Annotated in this window: 16 protein-coding genes; 13 read left to right on the forward strand and 3 right to left on the reverse strand. The window is 70.1% G+C overall.

The annotated features are described in order from the left end of the window. A partial coding sequence (locus VGO20_RS11365; RefSeq protein WP_327502457.1) for a caspase family protein occupies positions 1-1,493 on the reverse strand: 1,493 nt, incomplete at its 3' end. Positions 1,494-1,693: 200 nt separating this feature from the next. Then, complete coding sequence (locus tag VGO20_RS11370) at positions 1,694-1,849, reverse strand: hypothetical protein (protein ID WP_327502458.1); 156 nt, start codon at positions 1,847-1,849, stop codon at positions 1,694-1,696. A gap of 164 nt (positions 1,850-2,013) precedes the next feature. Here VGO20_RS11370 and VGO20_RS11375 point away from each other — a divergent pair, with 164 nt between their 5' ends. After that, positions 2,014-3,015 (forward strand): LLM class flavin-dependent oxidoreductase, encoded by a 1,002-nt coding sequence (locus VGO20_RS11375; protein ID WP_327502459.1) that lies wholly within the window; start codon positions 2,014-2,016, stop codon positions 3,013-3,015. Between the two features lie 271 nt (positions 3,016-3,286). Here the strand turns inward: VGO20_RS11375 and VGO20_RS11380 are convergent, their stop codons facing one another. After that, complete coding sequence (locus VGO20_RS11380; RefSeq protein WP_327502460.1) at positions 3,287-4,246, reverse strand: LysR family transcriptional regulator; 960 nt, start codon at positions 4,244-4,246, stop codon at positions 3,287-3,289. Between the two features lie 167 nt (positions 4,247-4,413). Between VGO20_RS11380 and VGO20_RS11385 the strand changes: the two genes are divergently transcribed. From VGO20_RS11385 to VGO20_RS11440, 12 genes are all read left to right on the forward strand, one after another. After that, positions 4,414-5,193 (forward strand): ABC transporter substrate-binding protein, encoded by a 780-nt coding sequence (locus VGO20_RS11385; protein WP_327502461.1) that lies wholly within the window; start codon positions 4,414-4,416, stop codon positions 5,191-5,193. A gap of 73 nt (positions 5,194-5,266) precedes the next feature. Continuing rightward, positions 5,267-5,914, forward strand: a complete 648-nt coding sequence (locus VGO20_RS11390; RefSeq protein ID WP_327502462.1) for an amino acid ABC transporter permease — start codon at positions 5,267-5,269, stop codon at positions 5,912-5,914. 12 nt (positions 5,915-5,926) lie between these two features. Further along, on the forward strand, positions 5,927-6,586 hold the full coding sequence (locus tag VGO20_RS11395; protein WP_327502463.1) for an amino acid ABC transporter permease: 660 nt from the start codon (positions 5,927-5,929) through the stop codon (positions 6,584-6,586). Beyond that, the gene (locus VGO20_RS11400; RefSeq protein WP_327502464.1) at positions 6,583-7,353 is read left to right on the forward strand and encodes an amino acid ABC transporter ATP-binding protein; all 771 of its coding nucleotides are present in this window, start codon (positions 6,583-6,585) and stop codon (positions 7,351-7,353) included. The genes VGO20_RS11395 and VGO20_RS11400 overlap by 4 nt, the downstream gene beginning before the upstream one ends. Positions 7,354-7,379: 26 nt before the next feature. Further along, positions 7,380-9,002 (forward strand): N,N-dimethylformamidase beta subunit family domain-containing protein, encoded by a 1,623-nt coding sequence (locus VGO20_RS11405; protein ID WP_327502465.1) that lies wholly within the window; start codon positions 7,380-7,382, stop codon positions 9,000-9,002. 24 nt (positions 9,003-9,026) lie between these two features. Then, a complete protein-coding gene (locus VGO20_RS11410; RefSeq protein WP_327502467.1) occupies positions 9,027-10,400 on the forward strand; it encodes an aminotransferase family protein in 1,374 nt (457 codons plus the stop codon). Positions 10,401-10,414: 14 nt separating this feature from the next. Continuing rightward, positions 10,415-11,347, forward strand: a complete 933-nt coding sequence (gene kce / locus VGO20_RS11415) for a 3,5-dioxohexanoate:acetyl-CoA acetone transferase (RefSeq protein ID WP_327502468.1) — start codon at positions 10,415-10,417, stop codon at positions 11,345-11,347. Between the two features lie 2 nt (positions 11,348-11,349). Further along, positions 11,350-11,865, forward strand: a complete 516-nt coding sequence (locus tag VGO20_RS11420) for a GNAT family N-acetyltransferase (protein WP_327502469.1) — start codon at positions 11,350-11,352, stop codon at positions 11,863-11,865. Beyond that, positions 11,849-13,162 (forward strand): M20 family metallopeptidase, encoded by a 1,314-nt coding sequence (locus tag VGO20_RS11425; protein ID WP_327502470.1) that lies wholly within the window; start codon positions 11,849-11,851, stop codon positions 13,160-13,162. Before VGO20_RS11420 ends, VGO20_RS11425 begins: the two co-directional genes overlap by 17 nt. Before the next feature lie 179 nt (positions 13,163-13,341). Further along, complete coding sequence (locus VGO20_RS11430) at positions 13,342-13,725, forward strand: bleomycin resistance protein (protein WP_327502471.1); 384 nt, start codon at positions 13,342-13,344, stop codon at positions 13,723-13,725. Positions 13,726-13,788: 63 nt separating this feature from the next. After that, positions 13,789-13,980 (forward strand): hypothetical protein, encoded by a 192-nt coding sequence (locus VGO20_RS11435; RefSeq protein ID WP_327502472.1) that lies wholly within the window; start codon positions 13,789-13,791, stop codon positions 13,978-13,980. A 445-nt stretch (positions 13,981-14,425) separates the two neighbouring features. Continuing rightward, positions 14,426-15,123: condensation domain-containing protein (locus VGO20_RS11440; protein WP_327502473.1), on the forward strand; the 698-nt coding region annotated here is incomplete at its 3' end.

Consider the following 15,123-nt stretch of genomic DNA (forward strand, 5'->3'; position numbering starts at 1 on the left):
CCCTCCGCCGTCGCGATCCGGGCGACGCGTTGCCATGCCGCGTCCTCCGGATCGGGTGCCGCGGTCATGGAGCCGGGCTCGGCCACCTCGATCAGGACGGCCGACGTAGCGCGGCCGCCGCGGCCGTCATCGACGGCGACCGTGAAGCTGCCGGCCGGGCCGACCGGCGCGTCGGAGGGATCGTAGGACAGGCGGAGCAGCGCATCGGGCGCCAGACGGTCGCCCTCCTTCACCGGCACGATGCCGTCGAGAACGTGCCCGCGGTCGGGGACGGCGATCACCTCGACCGTCAGCGGGTCGCCGTCCGGGTCCGTCGGCGGCTCGACGTGGAGCGGCACGGCGGCGACGACCAGCCGACGTTCGGCCGGCACGACCGGCGGGGTGTTGCTGGGCTTGATGGCGACCCGGACCGCGCCGCGGGAGATGCCGCCGCGGCCGTCCATCACCGCGAAGCCGAAGCCGTCGGCGTCGCCGACATGGCTGGCGTCGGGCCGGAACGAGGTGGCGGCGAGCTGCTCGACGGTGAGGTAGTCGCCGATCAGCACCAGGCGTTCGCCGACCAGGATGCTGCCGCCCTTCGGCAGGGCCGTGACCTGGGCGACGAGCTGGTCGCCGTCGGGATCGGTCGGACGCCCGATGCGCAGCGGCGCCGGCCCGTCGCGATCGAAGACCTCGATCGCCGTCATGGCCTGGAGCGCCGGCGCCCGGTTGGGCGGGAGCGGGTTGAAGTAGAACGGCTCCGCGCCGAGGGAGCCGTAGATGAACGGCTCCTGGCGGTTGTCGGTCGCCTGCTTGACGCTGTCCCGGACCTCCCGGAAGAACAGGCTCAGTTCCAGTCCCGGGGTCTTCAGGTTCTGGAGCAGCGCCTGGGTGAACGGGCTGTGGTTGCCCTGGCCGTCCTCGGCCACCTGGTTGGCCCGCGTCGCCATCGCGACCATGGTGTCGGAGGGGGTGTCGTCGACCCGGGCGAGGCCCGCCCCGATATCGAGGGCGCTGCCGGCCGCCTGCGAGAGCCGGTCCACGAAGGGGTTGTTGCGGCAGGCGTCCAGGATCAGGATGCCGAGCTCGCGGGCCTGGGCCAGCTCGCCGAGCGGCAGGCTCACGGGCAGCGCCTCGTAGACGAGGTCGCGTTCCCGTTCGAGATGCGCATCCGCGGGTATCAGGTAGTTGACCCCGTTCACCTGGACGCCGTGCCCGGCATAGTAGATGACGGCGACGTCGGCCTCGGCGGCGCGGATGCCGAACTCGCGCAGCGCGGTCGCGAAAGACCGGTTCGTCAGGTCGCGGCGATGGTCCACCTCGAAACCGAGAGCCTCCAGGGCCTCGGCCATCGCCTGCGCGTCGTTCGGCGGATTGGGGAGCCCGGGGACGGTCTCGTACGCCCCTATTCCCACGATCAGGGCGATGCGCTCGCCCTCGGCCATGGCGGTCCGGACCGGCGCCATCAGCGCGAGCAGGAGAAGCAGAGCCAAGCCGAAGCGAAGCCGGTTCATCTCGAGCCTCCCGAAGGACGGCAGCCACACGCGGACCGTGCCGCCGTCCGGCCCGGTAGCCCGACACGTGCCTAGGGCAGCCCGAGCGTTTCTGGAGGGGCGAGTATCCTCCCCGTCTCCCAAGGACTACAACGTCTCATTGGGCCTAATCCCCTCCAACGGTCGAGGCCCCCGCCATTCCACCCGGTCGGGCGGATGCCTCACCCGCAGGCCGCCAGTTCGTCGAGGCGATCCTGGAGATCCGAGCGCTCGGTCCGGAACCGCTCGCGGTCCGCGGCCGGGCGGAGATCCAGCAAGCGCAGCGTCAGCGCCCGAATGCGGGCTTCGATGCGGGACTTCTCGCTCTTCCTCGGCATGGCGTCCTCCCTGGTTTCCGGACCAGTGTCGGACGTCGGCCGGCCGCGCGCTGTGGCCCCTTGCACAGCCGGGTGTCGAACAGCCGCAGCCGCGTGACCATCTATCGCGCAGGACTGCCGGCCGGACCGACCCGGCGGCGCCAGACCGGACAGGAGACATAAGCGTGATTCCCTTCTCCGTGCTCGACCTCGCCCCGATCGCCGAGGGGAGCGACGCCACCCAGGCGTTCCGCAACGCGGTGGACCTCGCCCGCCACGCCGAACGCTGGGGCTATCGCCGCTACTGGCTGGCCGAGCACCACAACATGCCGGGCATCGCCAGCGCCGCGACCGCGGTCGTGATCGGGCACATCGCCAGCGCCACCTCGACGATCCGGGTCGGGGCCGGGGGCGTGATGCTGCCCAACCACGCCCCGCTGGTGATCGCAGAGCAGTTCGGCACGCTGGAGGCGCTCCATCCCGGACGCATCGACCTGGGCCTGGGCCGGGCGCCCGGCACCGACATGCTGACCTCCAGGGCGCTGCGCCGCGACCTTCATTCCAACGCCGAGAACTTTCCGCAGGACGTGCTCGAGCTCCAGGCCTATTTCCAGCCGGCCGAGCCGGGGCAGAAGCTGCGCGCGGTCCCCGGCGAAGGGCTGAAGGTGCCGATCTGGCTGCTGGGGTCGAGCCTGTTCGGCGCGCAGCTGGCGGCGGCGCTCGGGCTGCCCTTCGCCTTCGCCTCGCATTTCGCCCCCGATCACCTGATGCAGGCGCTCGAGGTCTACCGCAGCCGGTTCAAGCCGTCCGACACGCTCGAGCGTCCCCACGCCATGATCGGGGTCAACGTCTTCGCGGCCGACACGCAGGCCGAGGCGGAACGCCTGTTCACCTCGCTGCAGCAGCAGTTCCTGAACCTGCGCCGGGGCACGCCGGGCCGGCTGCCGCCGCCGGTGGACAGCATGGAGGAGCACTGGTCGCCGCAGGAGCGCGCGATGGTCGAGCGCGCGCTCGCCTATGCGGTGGTCGGCGACCGCACGGCCGTGTGCGCGCGGCTCGACGCGATCCTGGCGCAGACCGGCGCCGACGAGGTGATGGCGACCGCGCAGATCTTCGACCATGCGGCGCGCCTGCGGTCGTTCGAGGTTCTGGCCGAGATTCTGGCCGAGAACCGCGGACCGGGGTGAGGGAAAAAGAAACGGCCCGCCTGAAAGGCGGGCCGGGAACAATCGATAGAGGTACGTGTTCTTCGTTAGGGGCAGATGCCCCCCTCCGCGCTCAACTCGGCCGCCGTTCCGGCGGCCTCTTTTTGGCGCCCTAGGGCGCATCGCAGTCGACAACACTCTACAGGGGGGAGAGTCGTAGAAGGTTCGCAACTTGCTTCGGTGCGCATCTAACGCGGCAGGACGGCGGGGGTTCCGCCGGCAGGCGAATTTTTGACGAAATAGCGGCGAATTCCTATTCGGAGTAGACGCGGCTGCTGAACGGCGTGCCGTCTATGCGCGCGTTGAGCAACCGGAGGAACTCGGTTTCCGCACGGTTCAGCGGCGTCTGGCGGTTGGAAACCAGGTAGATGTCGACGGGAGGAGCGTCCTTGTAGGGCGGCAGGCGCCACAGCAGCCCATCCGCGACGTCGCGCCGGGCGACGTGGAGGGGAAGGGGGCCGATGCCCAGCCCCGCGACGATCATGCGGCGCACCTCCTCCAGGCTCGAGGAGATGCCGACGACGTTCTCGTCGAGCTGGGCCCTGGCGCGCAGGAGCGCGACCGTGCGCAGCGCGTCGGAGGGATGGTCGGTCTGGAACGACACCGAGGTCTCGCCCCGCAGGTCGGACAGGCCGAGGTTGCGGCGGCCGAACAGGCGGTGCCGCGGCCCGCAGAAGAAGCCGAAGAACTCCCGGTAGATGACCTTGTAATCGAGCTTCGGGTCCTCCCGGCCCACCAGGCACAGGCCGAAGGAGGCGTGCTTCTCCCGCACCTTCTTCGCGACCTCGACGCTCGTGCTGACGGAGATCGTGAAGGTCGACCTGGGATGCGCCTGGTGGAACTCCGCCAGCACCTCGTCGAAGACCGGGGAGACGACGTGGCTCGCGACCGCGATCGTCACCTTGCCGGCGATCTCCTCCGTCACGTCGCGCACCAGGGTCGGGATGCGGGCGATCGTGCCGAAGATCTCCACGCATTCCTCGTAGAGCAGCGTGCCCGCCCCCGACACCTGGAAATGGGTCGGCCCGCGCTCGATCAGCTTCCGGCCGACGCGGTCCTCCAGCCGGCGCAGGGCGTTGCTGACGCTCGGCTGCTTCAGGCCGAGCCGGTCGGCCGCGCGCGTGATGCTGCGCTCCTCCACCACCACCATGAAGGTCTTCAGGAGGTTCCAGTCCAGGTCCCAGACGAGGCGGTTCGTCGGCTGCTGTAGCATTCATACAATCTATCACAGGCATTTTGATTATCTATTTGAATAATGCAGGGCGAGCGGCAACGATCTTCCCGAAGGGCTGATGCCGGCGGGTCTCGGGCTTCCCGGCCCGCGAAAATGCACACGACCGCCCCCCACCGGCCGCAACGCAGAAGCACAGGGAGACAGACATGAGAGGGATTTTCTCGTCCGTCCTGGCGGCCGGGTTCGCCGCGATGCTGGCCATGGCGCCGCCGTCGCAGGCGGACGAGCTGGCAGACGTGAAGGAGCGGGGAGAGCTTCGGATCGCGATGAGCGGCGCCTATCCCCCGTTCAACTTCGTGAACGACCGCAACGAGGTGGTCGGGTTCGACGCGGCGATCGGCCGCGAGATCGCCCGGCGCATGGGCGTGGAGCCCGAGATCGTCACCACCGCGTGGGACGGCATCATCGCCGGCCTGCTGGCGAACAAGTACGACACGGTCGTCGGCAGCATGACGATCACGCCGGAGCGCGAGAAGGTCGTCGACTTCGTCGGCCCCTACTACCACGCCGGGCGCGGCGTGTTCGTCCCGGAGGACAGCCCGGCCCAGAGCCTGGACGACCTGAAGGGCAAGACGCTGGGCGTCACCCTGGGCGAGACCCACGAGAAATGGGCGCGCGAGCAGGGCGGCTGGACGCTGCGGACCTACAAGGGCCTGCCGGAGCTGCTGCTGGAGCTGAAGGCCGGCCGCGTCGACGCGCTGGTGGTCGACAACATCCCGATCCACGTCGCGGTCAAGGAGAGCGGCGAGAAGATCCGCCAGCTCGACACGCCCGACATCGAGGGCGGCAGCGTCGCGATCGGCATCGCGATCCGCAAGGGCAATCCCGAGCTGGCCGCGGCCATGCAGAAGGCGCTGGACGAGATGATGGCGGACGGCACCTACGAGAAGATCGCGATGGAGTGGGTCGGCGCCGATATCCGCTGATCCCGGGCGCCGGTCCTGACGTCGGCCGGGCCCCGCCGCGGCGGGGTCCGGTCCCATCCCCTCGGGAGGTCCCATGGATTTCGGGCTGATGGCCCGGCTGTTCCCGTTCTTCGTGGAGGCAGCCTGGACGACCGTGCAGATCTCGTTCCTGGCGCTGGCGCTCGGCCTCGTGCTGGCGGCGTTCGGCGCCGCGGCGAAGCTGTCGGCGGCGCGGCTGCCGCGGGTGGTCGGGTCGGTCTATGTCAGCCTGTTCCGCGGGACGCCGGCGCTGATCCAGCTCTTCGTGCTGTATTTCGGCGGGCCGCAGGTCGGCATCAACCTGGAGCCGTTCGCGGCCGGCGTCATCGGCCTCGGCCTCAATATCGGGGCATATATGACGGAATCGATCCGCGGGGCCATCCTGGCCATCGAGCGCGGCCAGGTCGAGGCAGCGCGCACGCTGGGCCTGGGCAGGACGCAGGCGCTGCGCAAGGTCGTCCTGCCCCAGGCGGCGCGGCTGATGATCCGGCCGCTGGGCGTCAACGCGGTCGCGCTGGTCAAGGGGTCGGCGCTGGTCTCGACGATCTCGGTCGTCGAGCTGACCTACACGGCGCAGCGCTTCATCGGCTCGACCTACCGGCCGTTCGAGATCTTCGCGGTCGCGGCGCTGCTGTACATGGTGATCGTCTACGCCGTCGCGCGCTGCGTCGATTATCTCGACGCCCGCTACGCGATCGAGTGAACGGGGGTCCAGATGCAAGGCCTGGAGTTCGGCGTCGTCCTGGACTACCTCGACATCCTGTGGCTGGGAGTGTGGTGGACGGCGTTCCTGACCGTCACGGCCGCCACGCTGAGCTTCTTCGGCGGCATCCTGCTGGCGGTGTGCGTCCTCTACGGGCCGTGGTTCGTGCGCTACCCCGTCCGCCTGTTCGCATGGCTGTTCATGGGGACGCCGCTGCTGCTGCAGCTTTTCCTGATCTATTTCGGCCTGGTCCAGGTCGGCATCGACATCCCGGCGCTGGCCGCCGGGGTCGTCGGCCTCGGCCTCCACTTCGCGGTCTACAACGCGGACGTCGTGCGCGCGGGGATCGTCGCGGTCGATCCGGGGCAGATCGAAGGGGCGCGCAGCCTCGGCCTCGGCCGGCTGCGGACGTACCGCTACGTCGTCATCCCCCAGGCGGTGCGCAACACGATCCCGCCGATCGGCAACAACACGATCGCGCTGCTCAAGGACTCGGCGCTGGTCTCCGTGCTCGGGGTCGCGGAGCTCGTCCACGCCTCGCAGCTCGCGATCAGCGAGACGTTCCGGCCGTTCGAGTTCTACATCACGGCCGCCGCCCTCTACTACGCCATGAACATCGTCCTGGAATGGGGCCTGGGCCTCGTCGAGAGAAGGATCGAGGCCGCGCGATGAGCGAAACCACCATGCGTCCGATGGTCGAGGTCAGCAACGCCTGCAAGGCGTTCGGCGCGGTCGAGGTCCTGAAGGGGATCGACCTCTCGGTCGAGCGGGGCCAGATCGTCGCCATCATCGGGCCGAGCGGATCGGGCAAGAGCACCCTGCTGCGCTCGATCAACCACCTGGAGACGCTGGACCGGGGCGAGGTGCGGCTCGACGGGGTGCTGGTCAACGCGCCGCTGAAGGGCCGCGCGTTCGAAAGGCACATCAACGCGGTGCGCCAGCAGATGGGCATGGTGTTCCAGCACTTCAATCTGTTCCCCCACCTCACGGTGCTGGAGAACGTCACCATGGCGCCGACGCTGCTCAAGGGCCTGGGGCGAGGCGAGGCGAGGGAGCTGGCGGCGTCGCTGCTGGACAAGGTCGGCCTCGCCGACCGGGTCGACTACTACCCCTCCAAGCTCTCGGGGGGGCAGAAGCAGCGGGTCGCCATCGCCCGCGCGCTCGCGATGCAGCCGAAGGTGATGCTGTTCGACGAGGCGACCTCGGCGCTCGACCCCGAGCTGGTGGACGAGGTCAACCTGGTCATGAAGCAGCTCGCCGAGGAGCACATGACGATGCTGATCGTGACCCACGAGATGCGCTTCGCCGGCGAGGTCGCGGACCGGGTGCTGTTCATGGACGCCGGCGTGGTGGTCGAGGAGGGAGCCCCCGGCGACATCTTCCGCGAGCCCAAGCAGGAGCGCACGCGCACCTTCCTGCGCAAGTACCTGGCCGCGTGAGCCCGGCGGCGACCGTGAGACCTCCCATGACCTTTCCGGATTTCGGCCTGTCCGCGGACGAGCGGCGCGAGGCCGTGCTCGGCCACTACTACGAACGTCCCGGCATGGACGGGGAGCGCGGCGAGATCTGGTGCTACACCGACCGCATCTCCTACGCCCCCGGCGAGACCGTGACCCTGCACGTCAGCTCCACGGCGCCGCGCTACGCGCTGGAGGTGGTGCGCGACGGCCGCACGGAGGCCGTCGTGCTGCGCGAGGAGGGGCTGGCCGCCCGGTGGCAGGACACGCCCGACCAGTGCTCGGTCCTGGGCTGCGGCTGGGCCGCCAGCCACGCGTTCCGCATACCCGAGGACTGGCCGTCGGGCGGCTACCGGGTCACGCTGCGCGCCGAGGGCCGCGACGGCGCGCCGATCGCCTGCCACCACCTGTTCATCGTGCGCCCGGTCCCGGGGCGCAGGCCGGGCCGCATCCTCCAGGTCGCCGCGACCGGGTCGTGGACCGCGTACAACACCTGGGGCGGCTCGAACCACTACCAGGGCATCACGGGGCCGGACCGGAACCAGTACGCGCCCACGGTCAGCATCGAGCGGCCGTTCTGCCGCGGCTTCGTCGTGCTGCCGCAGGACGCGCCCCGCATTCCACTGGAGGTGCCCGTGCCGCCGGCGACGCCGCCGCGCTACCCGCACATGGAGTGGGCATACGCGAACGGCTACAGCAAGAAATACGCCTCGTCCGGCTGGGCGAGCTACGACGGCCACTTCTTCCGGTGGGCCGAGCGGGCGGGCTACGCGGTCGACCTCGCCAGCCAGCACGAGCTGCATTTCCGCCCGGAGATCCTGGACGGCTACGACTGCGTCGTCTTCATCGGCCATGACGAGTACTGGACCTGGGAGATGCGCGACGCGATCGATGAATATGTCGGGCGCGGCGGCCGGGCGGCGCGCTTCGCGGCGAACTTCATGTGGCAGACGCGGCTGGAGGACGAGGGCCGGCGGCAGGTCTGCTACAAGTACCGCGCGCGGGCGGAGGACCCGCTCTACGGCACCGGACGGCAGTCGCGCACGACGACGTCGTGGGAGGCGCCGGAGGTCGGCCGCCCCGGGGCGGCGACCTTCGGGCTGAACGCGACCCGCGGGCTCTATGTCGGCTGGGGCGGCTGCGCGCCGCGCGGCGTGCGCGGCTTTCCGGTCTACCGGCCGGAGCACTGGGCGTTCGCGGGGACCGGGCTCTATTACGGCGACCTGCTGGGCGCGGAGTCCCACGTCTTCGGCTACGAGGTGGACGGCGTCGACTACGTGATCCGCGGCGGCCTGCCGGAGCCGACGGGCGAGGGCGGCGCGCCGGACGGGCTGGAGATCCTGGCGCTCGGCATGTCGTCCCTCAAGGAGGAGAGCGCCGACATCCCGGCAGACGACCAGTTCCTGTCGGACGCCGACGCGCGCTTCGTCGCCGAGACCCTGGTCGGCGACCAGACGCCGGCATCCGTGGACAAGGTCAAGCGCGGGGCCGGGATGATCGCGACCTTCCGGCGCGGCGGGGGCGAGGTGTTCCACGCCGGAAGCTGCGAGTGGGTGGCGGGCCTCCTGCGCCGGGACCCGATGGTCGAGCGGGTGACGGCCAACGTCCTCGACCGCTATCTCGGCCGATGAACTATCAGCGTGGAAAGCAAGATCATGTCCGCCAACCGTGAGGCACCCGGGTCCAACCGCCCGCCGTCGCATCTCTTCTACCAGACGCGCCTGCGCCGGCCGGTCGTGGACCGGGCCGAGGGCATCTACCTGTGGGACCGCGACGGCCGCCGGATGATCGACGGCTCCAGCGGGGCGATGGTGGTCAATATCGGCCATGGCAACCGCGCCGTCCTGGACGCGATGCGCCGCCAGATGGAACGCGCCACCTTCGCCTATCGCCTGCATTTCGAGAACGAGCCGGCCGAGACCCTCGCCACGCGCGTCGTCGACTACATGCCGCCGGGCCTGGACAAGGTCTTCTTCGTCTCCGGGGGATCGGAGGCGGTCGAATCCTGCCTCAAGCTCGCCCGGCAATGGGCGGTCGCGACCGGGCAGGCCGGGCGCTACAAGGTGATCTCGCGCTTTCCGTCGTATCACGGCAGCACGCTGGGCGCCCTGGCCGTCACCGGCTACGCCGCGCTGACGGCGCCCTTCGCGCCGATGATGCATGAGATGCCGAAGATCCCGGCACCGACCGCCTACCTGGACCGCGACGGCCTGTCCATGGAGGAGCGCGGCATCCGCTACGCCGACATGCTGGAGGCGGAGATCCGGCGCCAGGGCGCCGAGACGGTCCTGGCCTTCATCATGGAGCCGATCGGCGGCGCCTCCACCGGCGCGCTGGTGGCGCCCGACAGCTACTATCCGCGCATCCGCGAGATCTGCGACCGCTACGGCATCGTGCTGATCTACGACGAGGTGATGACGGGGGCGGGACGTACCGGCCGCTTCCTGGGCGCCGACCACTGGGCGCCGAAGCCGGACCTGATCGCGCTTTCGAAGGGCTTCGCGTCCGGCTACTGCCCGCTGGGCGCGATGGTCGCGCCCAGCCGGATGGTGCAGCCCGTGCTGGACGCGGGCGGCTTCCAGCACGGCTTCACCTATGCCGGGAACCCGCTCGCCTGCGCCGCCGGGCTCGCCGTGATCGAGGAGATCGAGCGGCAGTCGATGGTGGACAACGCGGCCGCCATGGGCGCGCTGCTGAAGGACGAACTGCAGGCGCTGGCGCGGCGCTTCCCGTTCATCGGCGACGTGCGCGGCAAGGGGCTGCTGCTGGCGGCCGAGCTGGTCGGCGACCCGGAGACCATGGCGCCGCTGCCGAGCGGACTGAACGCCCATGCCCGCGTGGTCGAGCTGGCCTACGAGCGCGGCCTGATCATCTATTCGCGCCGCACGCGCGGCGGCACGGAGGGCGACCATTTCCTGGTCTGCCCGCCGATGATCGTGACGCGCGAGCAGGTCGGCGAGATCGTCGCCGTGCTGGCCGACACGCTCGAAGCGCTGGCCGCCGAGCTGCGCCTGCCCGTGAACCGCTGAGGACGAGGAGAGCCATGGCGAAGAAGAAGGTCATCGTCACCTGCGCGGTCACGGGGTCGGTCCATACCCCGACCATGAGCGACCACCTGCCGTTCACGCCGGACCAGATCGCGGCGGAAGCGATCGCCGCGGCCGAGGCCGGGGCGTCGATCCTGCATCTCCACGCGCGCGATCCCGCCGACGGGCGGCCGACCGCGGACCCGGACGTGTTCATGCAGTTCCTGCCGCGCATCAAGCAGGCGACGGACGCGGTCGTGAACATCTCGACCGGCGGCAGCTCGCTGATGTCGCTGGACGACCGGCTGGCGGCGGCGCTCCGCGCCCGGCCTGAGATGTGCTCGCTCAACATGGGGTCGATGAATTTCGGCCTCTACCCGGCGCTGGACCGCTACGACACCTGGAAGCACGCGTGGGAGCCGGAACTGCTGGAGGCGACCCGGGATTCCATATTCAAGAACACTTTCAAAGATATAGAAACCGTCTTGAAGCTTCTGGGCGAAGGGTGCGGGACGCGGTTCGAGTTCGAGTGCTACGACGTCGGCCATCTCTACACGCTCGCGCATTTCCGTGACCGCGGCCTGGTCGGCGGGCCGCTGTTCATCCAGTTCGTGTTCGGCGTGCTGGGCGGCATCGGCCCGGACGCGGAGAACCTGACGCACATGAAGCGGATCGCCGACAAGCTGTTCGGCGAGGACTACAGCTTCTCGGTGCTGGCGGCCGGGCGGCACCAGATGCCGCTCGTCACGATCGCGGCGGCGATGGGCGGAAACGTGCGGGTGGGGCTGGAGGACAGCCTGTATCTCGGGCGTGGCGCGCTGGCGCGCTCCAACGCGGACCAGGTCGCGCGCATCGGGACCATCCTGGACGCGCTGTCGCTGGAGGTCGCGACGCCCGCGGAAGCGCGGGAGATGCTCGCCCTCAAGGGCGGCGACCTCGTCGCGTTCTGAGCATGGCGCGCGAAACCATCCGCCCGGCGGCCGCCGCCGACGCCGACGCGATCCACGCGGCGCTCCTCGACCTCGCGCGCGACATCGGCCTCGAGGGCAAGGTGTCGAGCACGGCGGACGACATCCGCCGCCACGGCTTCGGCCCGGACCCGGCGTTCGAGGCCATCCTCGCCGAGGCGGAGGGGAGCGTCGTCGGGCTCTGCCTCTTCTTTCGCAGCTTCTCGACCTGGAAGGGGCGGCCGGGCACCTATGTGCAGGACCTCTACGTCGCCGAGGGGCATCGCGGCGCCGGGCTGGCGCGGCGCCTGCTGGCGGCGGTCGCGGCGCTGACGCGCGCCCGCGGCGGCGCATATCTGCGGCTTTCCGTGGACGCCGGCAACGCTCCGGCGCAGAACTTCTACAGCAAGATCGGCTTCGAGTGGTCGGCCCGGGAGCGGATCCACACGCTCGGCGGGCCGGCGTTCGAAGCCCTGGGCACGATCCCCGAGGAGAGAGACCATCATGGCGACGCTCGATGATGCCCCGTACCGCGACATCCACGAGGCGGTCCACCGGCTGCGCGACCGGTCGGTCGGCCTGCTGTGCGACCTCGTGCGCGAGCCGAGCCTGCTCGGAGCGGAGCAGGGCGCGCAGGCCCGCATCGCCGACGTCTTCGCCGGGCTGGGGCTGGAGGTCGAACGCTTCGAGCTGGACCTGGACGCGATCCGCGACCTGCCGGGCTTCTCGCCGCCGGTGATCCAGGATCATGCCGGGCGCGAGAACGTGGTCGGCCTGCACCGGCCGGCCGGAACGCCGTCCGGCCGCTCGCTGATCCTGAACGGGCACATCGACGTGGTGCCGCCCGGGGACGCGGCGCTGTGGACGTCGCCGCCGTTCGTGCCGGAGGTCCGGGACGGGCGCGTGTACGGACGCGGCAGCGGCGACATGAAGGCGGGGATCGTCGCCTACTGCACGGCGTTCGAGGCGCTGCGGGACCTGGGCCTGCAGCCGGCGGCGCCGGTGATCCTCCAGTCCGTCATCGAGGAGGAATGCACCGGCAACGGCGCGCTGGCCTGCCTCGCCCGCGGCTACCGGGCGGACGCGGCGATCATCCCCGAGCCCTTCCACCAGACGCTGATGACGGCGCAGCTCGGCGTCATGTGGTTCACCGTGCGCGCGGTCGGCAAGCCGGCCCACGTGCTCGACACGTCGAGCGGCATCAACGCGATCGAGGCGCTCCAGGCGGTGTTCGAGGCGCTCCGGGAGCTGGAGGCGGAGTGGAACCTTCCCGAGCGCCGGCATCCGGCGTTCCGCGAGCACGCCCATCCCGTGAACTTCAACCTCGGCCGGATCGAGGGCGGCGACTGGCCGTCCACGGTGCCCTGCTCGGCGTCGATGGACGTCCGGGTCGGGTTCTATCCCGGCATGGCGCTCGACGCCGTGCGGCGGTCGGTCGAGGAGACGATCGCCGCGGCCTGCCGGCTGCGCCCCGCGCTGAAAGGGGCGGAAGTCTCGGTAACCTACAGGGGCTTTCAGGCCGAGGGCTGCGTCATGGACCGCGACGGCGCGCTGATGCGGCTGCTGGCCGACGTCCATCGGCGGGTGGCCGACGCCCCGGTCGAGTTCCTGGCTTCGACCGCCACGACCGACGCGCGCTTCTTCCAGATCTACGGCAACATACCCGCCACCTGCTACGGGCCGGTCGGCGGCGCCTATCACGGCATCGACGAATGGGTGTCGATCGACAGCATGATGCAGGTAGCCGAGGTGCTGGCGGTCTTCATGGCCGAATGGTGCGGGCTGGAGAAGCGTCCGGTCCCGCGGGACGGAAGGTGACGCCGCCGCCGTCACGATCCGGGGCCGCGGATCAGGAGTCGCGGCCTTTACTCCTCGGCTTCCTTCATCTCCGTTTCGACACATGCCCTGAGCATCAGGTACGAGCCGTATTCGCTGTAGATCGAGTGTTCCTGACAGTATGTCCGGACATGATCCGGCACCGGAACTAGAAGGGTCGCATGGCAGTCCAAATCGAGCGGGTGGCCCCGGTCCTGCCGGTCCGCGACGTGCGAGCAGCACTCGCCCACTACCGGCGCCTCGGCTTCGAGGCGACCGCCTACGACGATACGGGTGCGGATCCCGTCTATGGATTCGTCTCCTGGGGCGGCGTGACCCTGCACCTGGCGCGCGTTCCCGACCTTGACCCGGCGACCTCCACCGCGGCCTGCTATCTCTACGTCAGCGATGCCGACACCCTGCACGCGGCGTGGCAGGCCGCCGGCGTCGACGGCCGCCTGATCGCGCCGGCCGACACGCCCTATGGCCTGCGCGAGTTCGCACATATCGATCCGGACGGCAATCTGCTGCGGGTCGGCGCGCCGCTCGAGCCGAACGCCCCATAGCCCCCTCCGCGGCCCGCCGATCCGGGCAAGCGCAGGCTCGTCCGGCGGCGTGTTCCGGAAGCGGTGCAGGCTCGCGCCGGCGTGGTTGCGCACCTCCGGGAAGTCGATTCCGATGTGGCTGCGTCCCTGGATCGCGACACCGACACCGCGCGCGTTCTGCCCGTCAAGGATGACCGGGTCTCATGCCCGGGCTTCGTGGACGCGGTGGTGGTGATGAGCCGTCCCGCTTGCCCCGACATCGAGCGTCTGTACTGAAGGCGTCAAATCGGGCGCTCCACCGGTGCCCGGTCGGCCTGCCGGACCGTTCGGCCTGCCGGACCGTTCGGCCTGCGCTCATCACGGGTTCAACATCTATAACAACCGCCCGCCTAAAAAAGAGGCAAATGACACGTTTCACGTGTATTGCGCCCGAGCTGGACTGTGTGATTGATTAAGGCGCGATAGACTAGAGGCTGTTTCTGAGAAATGCATACTCTGGAATTCAAGTTCAACTGGCTGCTTCGTGCTCTGGTAATTCCTGTCGGTCGAGCATCCAGGGAAGAATTTTTCGCTAATATTTTCAGGTTCGCGGACGAGGCGCGCTCGTGAGTTCCGCCTCGGTCGTAAACACCGCCGGCTGGCCGGCGGCTCCATCGCAGCTGACGCGGGCTGCCGTCGTCCACGCGCGCCGTGACCGGCGGATCTGCACGGGAGAAGCCACATGAAGGAGCCTCTGGGCCGCCAAGCCGCCTACTGGCGCGAGACGCTGGCCGGCGCGCCGCCCCTGCTGGAGCTGCCGACCGGCCGGCGCCGGCCGGTGCGGCAGGACTACAGCGGCGGGTCCGTGGGCCTGGAGCTGGACGAGGCGCTGACGGCCGGGCTGAAGGCGCTGGGGCGGCGGCATGGGACGACGCCGTTCATGACGGTGCTGGCAGGCTGGGCGCTGGTGCTCTCGCGCCTGTCGGGCCAGGAGGACGTCGTGATCGGCACGCCCGGGGCGGACATGCCGGCACTGCGCGTGGACCTGTCGGGTGCGCCCACGGCGGCAGAGCTTCTGGCCCGCGTCCGGGCGGCGGCACTCGGCGCGCAGGAGTATGGGGACCTGGCGTTCGAGCAGGTCGCGGAACTGGTCGGGCCGGCGCGCGACCCGTCCTGCGCACCGGCATTCCAGGTGACGTTCACCTGGCGGGATGCCGGCCAGGAGCGCCCCGGCCAGCAGGACCAGGCGCCGGCGGTCTCCAGGTTCGACCTGACCTTGAGCCTGGGGGAATCCGGGGGCCGGATCGTCGGCGGGATCGAGTACGCGACGGCCTTGTTCGACCGCGAGACGGTGGAGCGGTTCGGCGGCTACCTGCGCCGGGCGCTGGAGGAGATGGCGGCGGACCCGGAACGGTCCGCTGCCGCCTTGCCGCTGCTGTC

Origin of the sequence: Arenibaculum sp. (genome assembly GCF_035998295.1) — a bacterium.
Classification (GTDB): Bacteria; Pseudomonadota; Alphaproteobacteria; order Azospirillales; family Azospirillaceae; genus DASYHS01.